This window comes from uncultured Campylobacter sp. (genome assembly GCF_938017775.1).
Taxonomy (GTDB): domain Bacteria; phylum Campylobacterota; class Campylobacteria; order Campylobacterales; family Campylobacteraceae; genus Campylobacter_B.
In genome coordinates, this window is sequence record NZ_CALIIU010000035.1 from 1 (window position 1) to 11,257 (window position 11,257).

Genomic DNA, 11,257 nt, shown 5'->3' on the forward strand with positions numbered 1-11,257 from the left:
CATAAATTCTATATGAAGTCTTTAAATTCAATCTAAAACCTCTCTCGCGTATTTCATCCCCAAATCATACGCCTTTTCATTTAGCGCACGGGTTTTTTCAGGCACAGAGCGGAGCATTTGCTTTTTTACTAGCCCTGAGTCCATACAGCGACTAAGCTCTACTGCGATCGCTAGAGCCACGACACTTTGAGTGATGACATTTCCGACTTCGTATTTTGCGATGGTGATGATTGGAATTTCATAAATTTTAAAGTTTATCCTATCCTCATCGCTCGGCGTTACTAAATTCGGCTCGATTACGATCACGCCGCCTTTTTTCACGCCATTTTTGAAAGCATCGTAGCTACTCTGCGCCGTTGCGAGCATGAAATCGATCTCGCCCTCACTCGCGTAAGGATATAGAATTTCTTCATCGCTTAAGATAATATCCACTTTCGTAGGTCCGCCACGTACCTGAGAGGTATACGTAGATGCCTTGATTCCATAGCCGCCGTGCGCGATCTTTGCCGCAGCTAGAATTTCGCCTGCTAAAATCACGCCTTGACCGCCCACTCCCACAAATCTTAATTGATTCATCTTAGTCCTTCAAAATTTATCGCTTCGCCGCTTTGTGCCGCGTCTATCACCTTTTGATATGCCTTTGTGTATTCGGTGCGCCCATTATCTTCATGTAAAACTCCAAGCGGAAATAGCCCCGCTCGCTCATCCTCGCTAAGAGCGTCAAATTTTGCTTTGGAAATCGTGCGCGAATCAAGCCACTTTAGCATTTGCACCGCCTCGCTCATTTTATTTTTACGACCCAAATTTACGTGGCAGTTGCTAAAAATATCAAAAAAACTATAACCCTCGTGCTCAAAGCCCTTGGCTAGAAGTTGCTCAATTTTTTCTGGATTTGTCACGCTCTCGCGTCCGACAAAAGTTGCTCCGGCAGCGATCGCAAGTTTCGCCGCATCAAAGCTGGGATCGACATTGCCGTATTGTGCCGTAACCGTCCAAAACCCGCGCGGTGTCGTAGGACTCGTCTGCGAGTTCGTAAGCCCGTAGATGAAATTATTTACCAAGATATGATTTAGATCGATATTACGGCGGCATCCATGGATCGTGTGATTGCCCCCTATCGCAAGCCCGTCGCCATCGCCAGTAACTACGATTACGTGTTTGCCTGGATTTGCAAGCTTGATACCCGTAGCATAAGCTATCGCACGTCCGTGCGTCGTATGGACGGTATTGCAGTCTATGTAACTCGACATCCTGCCACTACAGCCGATACCGCTTACAACGCATACATCGTCCATACTCCAGCCTATGCGGTCAATCGCGCGGATGATCGCTTTTAAGATCACTCCGTCGCCGCAGCCCCAGCACCAAAGCGTAGGCATCTTGTCCGTTCTTAGATATTTGTCGTAATCAAACGCCATTTAAAGCTCCTTTACTTTCTCGATAATCTCGCTAGGGCTGATCGGTCTGCCGTTTGCCTTAAGAAGCGTCTTAAAATCATCTCTCAAGCAAGCGCGCTGCACCTCTAGCAGATACTGCCCTAAATTTAGCTCGGCGATCAAAATTTTATTAAATCTCTCCCCTAGCTCCCTTAGCTTGCGCGCTGGGCTTGGCCATAGCGTGATCGGGCGAAAAAGTCCCACACGCACGCCTTGCCCACGTAGCTTTAAAATCGCGTCTTTTGCTGCTAAGCTAACGCTGCCGTAGGCGATGATGCAAGAATCAGCGTCATCTAGCATAAATTCCTCGTATTGCACGATCTCATCTTCATGCGTCGAAATTTTATTAAAAAGCCTTTTTATAGAGCGATCCACGATCTGCTCGTTTTCGGTCGGAAAGCCCTTCGCGCCGTGATGCAGCCCCGTTATGTGATAGTGGTATCCCCTAAAAAAGGGATTTAGCACCGCAGGCTTATCGGGCGCAGCATCGTAAGGCTCATAATCTTTCGGACTACCTTTAAATTCCGCCCTACGCTCGATTTTTAGATCCGAAATTTCAGGGAGCATCGCCTTAGCCTGCATATGCCCAAGCGTCTCATCAAGTAGCAAAAATACCGGCGTCATAAACCGCTCGGCTAAATTGAAGGCGCGCACGGTTTGCGTATAAGCCTCCTTTAGCGAGCCCGGGCACAGCGCGATGCTTTGAAAATCACCGTGAGTGGGGTTGCGAGCTTGCAAAATATCGCCCTGCGCCACTCGCGTAGGAAGCCCGGTGCTAGGACCTCCGCGCATAACATTTACGATTAAAAGCGGAATTTCAGCGATGAAGCCAAGTCCAATCTGCTCTGATTTTAGCGAAATTCCAGGGCCGGAGCTTGCCGTCATCGCCTTCGCACCGCTCATAGACGCGCCCAAAGCTACAGAAATGCCCGAAATTTCATCCTCCATCTGGATAAATTTGCCTCCGACCTTAGGTAGCAAGCGACTCATCTCGTGCGCGATCTCGCTGCTCGGCGTGATCGGGTAGCCGCCGAAAAAATTACAGCCGCAATCAATCGCTGCGCGCGCAATTAAGGCGTTGCCTGTGGAAATCACCTCTCTCATTATGCGTCCTTGGGTTTCATAAAATTATTGTTTTTGATTTTTTCAGCCATCTCTCTAGCCTGCGAGCTTAGACGAGCGAATTTAAAGCCCTTGGGCGCAACGAAAATCGCAAAATCAGGGCAGTGCAACTCGCACTCCCTGCAACCGATACAGGCACCCTCGTCCACCACGTCGATCATCATGCCCTGCACGGCGCCCTCGTCCTGTCTCATCGCGATCGCGCCGCTAGGACAGACGCTTACGCAGATATTGCACGCCTTACAGCGGCTCTCATCCGTCCAGACGGCGCGCTGGCTCTCATTTTCGCTCATATTTTCTCCTTAATTTATCAAAATCCGCACTAAATCCCGCTTCGCGATTTAAAATTTGAAATTTTGCGGCGCAAGCCTGCTTTGATCGCATTAAATTCCTCTAGTTTTTAAATTTTGCAGAGTTTAAATTTTAAAATTTTGTAGCGTTTAAAAATTTTACGTCACGCAAAATGCTGCGCCAAAGTAAAATTTTAATCTATGAAATTTCACAGCGGGCAAAATTGTGCAAATTTTAAAATTCCGCAGCGAATGAAATTTTACGCTACAAAATTCCGCGAGCTTAAATTTCTTGCCAAAGTGAAATTTGATGCTGCAAATTCTATCACAAGAATTCTGCGCTTTAAAATTTTAGCTCTGCAAATTCTGCGTCGCGCCGAATTCGCTCCATATCCACTAAAACTTCAGCCCCGCTATCCGCTCACGCATCCGTTCAAGCTGCGCGTAAAACTCGCCCGAATAGGCGAAATTTCTCTCTATCGCGCCCATTTTGCCGACGCTTACGAAGCGCCCCAAAGGCACTCCCGATCTATCCGCGACGCAGCAGGCGAGCGTGCCGCAGGTATCAAAAAGGATGTATTTTATGATCTTTACGATGCCCGCAGCGGGCGCCAAATACGCCGACGTGCCCAGTAGCTCGCCGATCTGCGCGCCGGCGCGTTTGGTATTTTGCACCGCGCGACCAAAAATTTCATCCGAAATTTCAAATCCCAGCTCGTTTTTAAGCGCGATCATCTCTTCGCTATGCGGGCCCACGATCGCGCTTCTCATCGATGAAATTTCCTTGCCGCTCGCTCGCGCGAGTTCAAATTTAAGCCGTGCGCCGTCTAGCTCGCCCGCCATGCCGATGACGCGCTCTTTTGCAAACCCGCTGGCCTGCAGCGCCACATAGACCATCATATCAAGCGGATTGGTTACGATCACGATAATGGAGTTAGGCGCGTATTTTGCGGCATCTCGCGCGCATTGCGCGACGATGGCGGCGTTGCTACCAAACAGCTCCTCCCTGCTCTGCCCCGCCTTTCTTGCATGCCCCGCCGTGATCACGACGATGCCTGCCTCCGCTATGTCGCTGGGCTCCGTGCTGCCGCTTATGCGCATGTCGCGCTCATAAACCGCCGCCGTATGGGCTAGATCGAGTGCCTTGCCGCGCGCGATCTGTTCTACCGCATCCACAAGCGCGATGCTGTCTAACTTTTGGCTCAAAGAATCGCTTACGATAAGATCGTTTGCTACCGCCGCACCGATGTTTCCCGCGCCGAATATCGCTATTTTCATTGTTATCTCCCAAATATCGACCCGCATTTTTATAACTGCTGGGGTTAAATTTTAAAATTTAAAGACGAAATTTCATTTTTAAATTTTAATGCCGAAACGGACTTAAATTTTACCTCTGCGCCTTTACGTTGCGCTCGTGCTCGGCTTGTGTGCGCGCAAAATCGTGAAGCCCGGTTTTTTTGTTTCGCATAAAATACAGATACTCGCTCTTTGCAGGCGCAAAAACGGCGCGTATCGCATCGCGAGAGACCACGCACACGGGCTCTTTGGGAAGTCCGTCGTTGAGGTAGGTATTGTAGTGGCTGGTGTCGGTGCGGATGCGCTGCGGAGTGATCTTGACGTGCGAAAACTCGCCGTAATTCAGCGTGCCGTCCATCTGAAGGCGCATATTTTTGGCTAAGCGATTGTCGATGACGGAGGCTACGAGCGGCATTTCATCGGCGTTTGCGGCCTCTTTTTGAATGACCGAGGCCTTGATCAGCACCTGCTTCCACGCCGTGGCGTTATAGTCGCCGCTAAGCTCGCGCGACAATCCTTCGTGGAATTTTTGCGCGCTTGAGATGAGGTGGTCAATGATATTTTTTTCGCTTTCGTTTTTGCTAATTTTGTAGGTTTCAGGCACCAAAAAGCCCTCGTAAAACGGCGCCGTGGCGTTGTATTCGCGCTCAAGCTCGCTAAAGCTCAGTCCGCGATCTTTCGCAAGCTGTTTTAAAAACACGATCGTAGTCTCTCCCGGGATCAGCTTGATCTCGTTCATCACGGGCTTTGCAACGCTTAGCTCATATAAAAACTGATATTTGGGCAAATTTTCGCCGCTAAGCTCCAGCTCTCCGGTTTTTGCGCCGCCGTAAAAAGAAAGCAGCCTCGCATCAAATTTCGTAAATTTAGGATAGCTCTTAGAGAGTTGCGATAAAATTTTCGTTGAGCTGCCCTGGCCTATCTGCACGGTTTTCTCGTTGCCGACGCGCTCGTGCAGATCAAAGCCCACGGCCAAAAGTAAAATAGCCGCAAGCTCGATACAAATGCACGCCGCTTTGATGAGCTTTATAAAGAATTTCATGCGTTCCTTTCAAAATTTAGCTGAAATTATAGGCAAATAAGCCAAAATTTTGAATAAATTTCATATTATAAGCGCAGTTTTTCGGCACGCCCGATTTGGTTTTGGGCGTAGCTTTTTAATGGGACGATGATGTATAAATTTTTAGCTAGATTTTTTCTTGCTCTTACTATACTTTTTATAATCTGCGCGGTAGGCCTAAAGCACGGTATTGCGATTTCGCAGCTGGACGTGGGCTTTGCAAAGCTTGAAGGGTTTTATCTCAAGCTAAATAAAAGTCTCGTGCTGCGCATCAAAAATCTTGAAATTACGCAAAATAATACACGAAATTTAGAGCAAAATTCCACCGATCTGCGCACGCAAAGCGAGAAAATTTTAGAATTTAGCAAAAAAATCTCGCTAATTAACTCCTTTTTCGAAGAGATCGATGTGCAAAATTTAAAGATCAAAGGCGAAAGCCTAAAGCTAAAATACAAAAGCGACGTTTTTTACGCAGATACGCGGTTTTTTAGGCTAAGCTCAAAAATCACGCCGGGCGCAAACGGACTGAGCTTTGATCCGATCGAGCTTAAGCTAAATGATTTTAATCTCACTCTGCACGGCACGGCGCGAGCAAATTTTAAAGCCGATACGTATGATTTTAACGGCACCTTCGCTTCGCACGAGATCGCGGGCGAGCTTGATGTGCACAACATAGGCTCGGAGCTAAATATCGAGATAAACCGCGCCTCGGCCTTGAGTCTGAAAAATTTTATGAATGAGCTGGGCGCACTTACGGGACTAAATCCTCTTGCGAACGAGTGGATCTACGGCAAGGCGGTCGCGCAAAACTACTACATCGAAAATCTGCACGCCAAAATCGATCTGAAAGATCCGCGCCCAATCGCCGAAAATGTCAGCGCCACGGCTTACGCGCAGGATCTTACGATAAAATTTCAACCGCAAATCGAAGCCGTAACGGTGAAAGATGCCAACATCACGCTCAAAAACGATTATCTAAGCTTCACGCTGAACGAGCCTAAATTTAAAGGCAAAAGCCTGGAGGGAAGCGGCGTGCGTATCGGCGGGCTATTTGAAGAGAGGCCGATCGTATATCTGGATCTGCGGACTAAAGAGAGCTTGGGCAAGGACCTTGTAGATATTTTGCAAAGCTACGGCATAGACGAGCCCGTATATCCGCTAGGCGGCGGGATCGATGCGCGCGTGCTGATAGACGTAGACGTCGAAAAGGAAAGCGCCAAGGTCGATGCGAACGTGACGCTAAAAGATGCCGATCTGATGATCTCTAAAGCAAAATTTCACTCCAAAGCCGCGCGGGTGCACATCACCGAGAAAAAAATCGATATCAAAGACGCGAATCTGCAAAATGAAATTTTTAACGCCACTGCAAGCGGCAGTATCGATATCGCCACGCGCAAAGCTAAATTTAACGGCGTTATTCATAGCTTCAATCTCTCCCCGAACGGCAAAGAAATTTTAAAATTTGGCGACGCGCGAGATAATATAAGCCTTGATTTTAGCGGCAAAGCGCCGGTGCTGAGCTCGCAATTTTTAGGCGCGAAGATGAGCTTTGGCGAGCGGATCGAGATCAGCTCGCCCGATATTAGCGGAATTTTGCCCTTTTCCAAGACGCTTAAAAACGCGGGCATTAGCGGCGGAGATCTTAAAATTTTAACTAGCGATTTTACAAACTTAGATATCAGCAGCAGCAATCTCATCTTTGATTTCGGTCTGCTAAACAAAGACGGAAGCCATTATAAAAACGACTCTTTCGCGCTTCGGGTGCGCGGAGGCGATCTGGACGGCTCTAGTGGAAGCGGTAAAATTTCTCTCAAAATCAACAAAGGCGGAAATTTCGTCTCTTTAAAAGACGTGGACGTCGCGATCAATACGAGCGTGCAAACCAGCGAGTTTAATAGCGGCACGAAGGAGCGCTCGCCGATAAATTTCAGCGGACAAAACTCTGCGATCGTGCTATCCGATCTTAATAAGACGCTGAAATTTACGCACTTTAACGGCGTGCTGGACGGTAAAAATATGAATTTAAACGCAAGCTTTAAGCGCGGCGATGTGAAGTTGATCTTTAAAAAGAGCTTGCTTCAAATTTTTGCGCAAAACATCAGCGGCGAGGCACTTAATCAATTCCTAGGCTCGCAGAGCTTCGACGGAGGGGTATTTACGCTGAAAGCAAGCGGCATCGATCCGCGCAACTATCGCGGCGAGATCAATGTGCAAAACACCTATCTGAAGGACTACATCATCTATCAAAGGCTGCTTAGCTTTATAAACTCCGTGCCGTCGCTGCTTACGTTTAAGACGCCCGATTTCAACGATCGCGGCTTTAGCGTGCAGAAGGGCAAAATTTACTTTCGCCGCAGCGGCGATAAAATTTACATAAACGCGATGAACTTTACCGGCAGTAGCGCAGACATCGTGGGCAACGGCGAAGTGGATATGAAAAGCGGCGCGCTGAATATCGATCTGGAGCTTAAATACCTCAAAGACGCAAGCTCGATAATCTCAAAAATCCCGCTGCTAAATCATATCATCTTGGGCGAGAACAACACGATCTCCACGATCATCGAGATTCGCGGCACGATGAAAAAGCCTACCTACTCGACCGGCGTTGCGGCCGACGTGCTAAAAACGCCGTATAATCTCATCAAAAACACTCTGATGCTGCCTTTCGTGATCTTCGGCGACAGCGAGGAGAACAGATGAAATTCCCGCTCGACTATAAGGATAGCTTTGAAAAATCGCTGCTGTTTTGGCTCGTAAAATTCGTGCGCTACAAGCTAAGCGCGCTATCGAATAAGGAGCTGAAAAACGACGCGCTGTTTCGCCGCGCAAGCCTGGCGCTAAATCACGAGGTCGCGAATATCAATGAACTCGAGCGGCTCGCAAAAGACGCACGAAACGCGGGTCTTACGGGCATCAACACCTATTTTAATCCGCTTAAAAAATTTTACGAAGCGATCATGCAGTACGGTCTTGAGAGCATGAAAAATATCGACGAGGAGCTTTTGAGCGAAATTTTAGCCTCGATTACGGGCGGGTTGAGCGATGCGAGTAAAAAAAACTACCGCATCGCGCTAATAAATTTTTTCGGCTTCATCGACCGCCAGAACGAGCAGGACGGCACCTCGCATAACTTCGGCATCGAGCTTAAGCACTGGGGCGGCATTAGCGGCAGCCGCGGCACGAAGCTTCCGGAGTTTATGAGCGAGGAGGAGCTGAAGCGGTTTTTGGACGCGATAAATTTAAGCGAGTTTCCCTCCTTTGCTCATCGCAACCGCCTAATCGTAAAAATCATCGTCTATACGGGCATCCGCGTGGGCGAGGCGATAAATCTCAAGCGCAAAGATATCGCGCCCGAGGGCGATCTTTTCGTCATCCGAATCCGCGGCAAGGGCAATAAATACCGCATCGTAATGATCAAGCGCCACCTGATCGAGGAACATCTAAACGCGCTGGAGACGAACTTTGCCAACAAAGAGGGCTATCTTTTCGTCACTAAAAACGGCGCGCCGCTTACGCAAGCATACGTCAGCGGCATCGTGGAGAAAATTTTAATGAGCGCGGGCATCCGCAAGGAAAAAAACGGCGCTCACATGCTGCGCCACACCTTCGCGACGATGCTTTACAAAAAGCAAAAGGACCTCGTGCTCGTCCAAGAAGCCCTCGGTCACGCGAGCCTAAATACTTCGCGCATCTACACCCACTTCGATAGCGACAAACTGCGCCTTGCGGCGAAGGTCGCGGAGGAATTCGAAGAGTGAAATTTTAAAATTTGAGGTAGCGAGAGGCTTGCTTGAGCGAGATTTTTTGAATTTCGTTTTGAGACGGCTTTAAAATCGTTTTTATGGAATTTATTTCACAAAAGTTTTGGAATTTTATTTTGAAAAATTCTGAAATTTGTTTTTCATACTCGCATAACAAAACCTAAAAATTTTACCCTGCGAGCTTTAGAATTTAACTCGGCAAAATTTTAAATTAACGCGCGAGCTTTAGAGCTTGATTGCAAAAAATTTAAAATTTTACTCTTTTGGAATATAGAATAATTTACTTTTTAGATTTTCTCATGCGATTTTGCCTAAAATTCCAGATAAATTTAGTATAAAATTTCATTTAAATTTTGACGATACGGGATTTCATCCGAGGATTTTATAAGCAAAAGATAATCGACATATTAAGAGGTAGCGGATATAAAATTTATCTGCAAATTCCGCAAGGATGGAATTTCTGATTTAAAATTTAAACCCTCGAAATTTTACAGTTTGATTTGCTTCCAAATTCTCATCGCATCGAATGCGCCTTAAAAATTTAAAGACGCAAAATATTTGCCACTAAAGTTTGCTGCGAAATTTACTGACGCGAAGTTTGCTTCGTAAATAGCGCAAGAATTATAGAAATTTCTAATAAAATTTAAAGAGATAAAATCATCGGCATGATTATTTTAGATTTATTTTACGACAGAAATCCCGCTCTTGCGAGCAGGATTTCATTTCTTAGGGGGATAAGAAAAGGAGTTTAGGCTAAATAAATTTAGCCCGAGATTTCGTCTAGCCACGGAGTCCGCGACAAAAAGGAGCAAAAAGACGAAATCTCGCGCAAAATTTTAAGCCAATATTTAAGCGATCGGTTCGCGACAATAAACGAGATTTGCGACGGCTTCGAAAGCTATCGCAAAAACGCCGTGCCGTAAACATCAAAATTAAACAAGTCTTTGTTTTTTGAAATACTCGCGCGGAGCCTTACAGAGCGGACAGGCGCCCGGGGCTTTCTTGCCGCGATGAACGTGACCGCAGACCTCGCACACCCAAACTTCTTCGTCGAAACTCTCAAAAAAGCCCTCTTCTAGCAGGATCTTTTGAAGCTCGTTGTATTCGCGCTCATGCTCCTCCTCGACCCTACCGATAGCGTTAAAAAGGCGCGCAACCTCTTTTTTACCCTCTTCGGTCGCGATTTTAGCAAAGCTTGGATACATGTTCTCGTGCTCGTAGCGCTCGCCGGCGGCGGCATCAAGCAGATTTTTATCCATCTTATCAAGCGGAATGCCCGCAGCCGCGTGATGCGCCTTTAGCTCGGCTCTGGCGTGCCATTTTTCGTTTTCGGCGGCCTCGTAAAAATGTCGCGCAATGGCATGAAAGCCCGCCTCTTTGGCTAAATCGCCGTAAAGATCGTATTTGTTGCGCGCTTGCGATTCGCCTGCGAATGCCTTCATCAAATTTACCTGCGTCAGATCCTCGGTGATGCATTTCATCGGCTCGCCGCAGCAGCTAAGCGTGCCGCCGCCTACGTTTTGAACCTCGACCTCCGCGCCGCATTTTTCGCATCTATAAGTTTCGTATTGTCTCATTATCAATTCCCTATCAAAATTTTTAGGGAATAATACCACGACTACTATTAAATTTTACTTAATAAATTTTATTCTTCTCAATAAATTTATGTTTTTGAGAAAATTTCAGCACGAAATTTTCGTCCGGAAAATCTAAACTTAAGGTTTTTCAAAGCAAATGGAATTTCAAGCGAAAGTGCTAACACTCGATCATCTAAAAATATGAAATTTAGTTTTCTGACTCATTTAGTCCACGATTTCAAGGCGAGTCACATCATTGGAAATTTTTTAAAATTTAAAGTTATCTCAAAAATAATTTGCTATTTTGCCATATGGTCTTATTTTATGAGTATATGACAATGCTCGGCAAAATTAGCCTTATGCGCCAATGAGCCGCTCGATTGTAATTATGAAGCGTTAAAAGCGTAATTAAGGGCATTGTAGCATTACCATTTTGCCGCTATGATCAGTAATTTCTGAGAATTTATGAACGTCAAATTCTAAGCCGCAAATCGAGCAAGGAGGGAATTTATCGACTTCCTTCTCGCCTAAAAGAGAGCAAATTGCGCCTATTGTCGGATTATGTCCAACGATAAATACGCATTCCGCGCTAGCTGCATTAAAATTTTGCACAATATCTGCGCTAGAAATTTCTACATTGCTGCAAGATATCGCATTATTTTCGCTAATGCTAGCGGGATTTTTAGTGCTCTTAAAAGCAGAATTTTCAGCGTTT

The 11,257-nt window shown here is 46.5% G+C and carries 9 protein-coding genes; 2 read left to right on the top strand and 7 right to left on the bottom strand.

Features of this window, described 5'->3' with window-relative positions:
• Positions 1–27 precede the first annotated feature (27 nt).
• From Q0537_RS05220 to mltG, 6 genes are all read right to left on the bottom strand, one after another.
• A complete protein-coding gene (locus tag Q0537_RS05220) occupies positions 28–576 on the bottom strand; it encodes a 2-oxoacid:acceptor oxidoreductase family protein (protein WP_299225657.1) in 549 nt (182 codons plus the stop codon).
• Positions 573–1,418 (bottom strand): 2-oxoglutarate ferredoxin oxidoreductase subunit beta, encoded by an 846-nt coding sequence (locus tag Q0537_RS05225; RefSeq protein ID WP_299225659.1) that lies wholly within the window; start codon positions 1,416–1,418, stop codon positions 573–575. Before Q0537_RS05225 ends, Q0537_RS05220 begins: the two co-directional genes overlap by 4 nt.
• A complete protein-coding gene (locus Q0537_RS05230) occupies positions 1,419–2,540 on the bottom strand; it encodes a 2-oxoglutarate synthase subunit alpha (RefSeq protein ID WP_299225661.1) in 1,122 nt (373 codons plus the stop codon). It lies immediately after the preceding gene.
• Positions 2,540–2,851, bottom strand: a complete 312-nt coding sequence (locus Q0537_RS05235; protein ID WP_177388316.1) for a 4Fe-4S binding protein — start codon at positions 2,849–2,851, stop codon at positions 2,540–2,542. The genes Q0537_RS05230 and Q0537_RS05235 overlap by 1 nt, the downstream gene beginning before the upstream one ends.
• 393 nt (positions 2,852–3,244) lie before the next feature.
• Complete coding sequence (locus Q0537_RS05240; protein ID WP_299225663.1) at positions 3,245–4,126, bottom strand: malate dehydrogenase; 882 nt, start codon at positions 4,124–4,126, stop codon at positions 3,245–3,247.
• A gap of 109 nt (positions 4,127–4,235) precedes the next feature.
• Positions 4,236–5,186 carry an endolytic transglycosylase MltG gene (gene mltG / locus Q0537_RS05245; RefSeq protein WP_299225665.1) on the bottom strand — a complete coding sequence of 317 codons (951 nt, stop codon included), beginning with the start codon at positions 5,184–5,186 and terminating at the stop codon, positions 4,236–4,238.
• Between the two features lie 129 nt (positions 5,187–5,315).
• Between mltG and Q0537_RS05250 the strand changes: the two genes are divergently transcribed.
• Both Q0537_RS05250 and Q0537_RS05255 read left to right on the top strand, forming a co-directional pair.
• Positions 5,316–7,904 carry an AsmA-like C-terminal domain-containing protein gene (locus Q0537_RS05250; RefSeq protein ID WP_299225667.1) on the top strand — a complete coding sequence of 863 codons (2,589 nt, stop codon included), beginning with the start codon at positions 5,316–5,318 and terminating at the stop codon, positions 7,902–7,904.
• Positions 7,901–8,962: a tyrosine-type recombinase/integrase gene (locus tag Q0537_RS05255; RefSeq protein WP_299225669.1), complete on the top strand. Its 1,062-nt coding sequence runs from the start codon at positions 7,901–7,903 to the stop codon at positions 8,960–8,962. Before Q0537_RS05250 ends, Q0537_RS05255 begins: the two co-directional genes overlap by 4 nt.
• 935 nt (positions 8,963–9,897) lie before the next feature.
• Here the strand turns inward: Q0537_RS05255 and Q0537_RS05260 are convergent.
• Positions 9,898–10,542 carry a ferritin family protein gene (locus Q0537_RS05260; RefSeq protein ID WP_299225671.1) on the bottom strand — a complete coding sequence of 215 codons (645 nt, stop codon included), beginning with the start codon at positions 10,540–10,542 and terminating at the stop codon, positions 9,898–9,900.
• Between the last annotated feature and the right edge of the window lie 715 nt (positions 10,543–11,257).

Bases quoted from the DNA above. Each gene is read 5' to 3' on its own strand.
- Q0537_RS05250 (WP_299225667.1), top strand. From the start codon at position 5,316: ATGTATAAATTTTTAGCTAGATTTTTTCTTGCTCTTACTATACTTTTT.
- Q0537_RS05220 (WP_299225657.1), bottom strand. From the start codon at position 576: ATGAATCAATTAAGATTTGTGGGAGTGGGCGGTCAAGGCGTGATTTTA.
- Q0537_RS05230 (WP_299225661.1), bottom strand. From the start codon at position 2,540: ATGAGAGAGGTGATTTCCACAGGCAACGCCTTAATTGCGCGCGCAGCG.
- Q0537_RS05225 (WP_299225659.1), bottom strand. From the start codon at position 1,418: ATGGCGTTTGATTACGACAAATATCTAAGAACGGACAAGATGCCTACG.
- Q0537_RS05260 (WP_299225671.1), bottom strand. From the start codon at position 10,542: ATGAGACAATACGAAACTTATAGATGCGAAAAATGCGGCGCGGAGGTC.
- Q0537_RS05255 (WP_299225669.1), top strand. From the start codon at position 7,901: ATGAAATTCCCGCTCGACTATAAGGATAGCTTTGAAAAATCGCTGCTG.
- mltG (WP_299225665.1), bottom strand. From the start codon at position 5,186: ATGAAATTCTTTATAAAGCTCATCAAAGCGGCGTGCATTTGTATCGAG.
- Q0537_RS05240 (WP_299225663.1), bottom strand. From the start codon at position 4,126: ATGAAAATAGCGATATTCGGCGCGGGAAACATCGGTGCGGCGGTAGCA.
- Q0537_RS05235 (WP_177388316.1), bottom strand. From the start codon at position 2,851: ATGAGCGAAAATGAGAGCCAGCGCGCCGTCTGGACGGATGAGAGCCGC.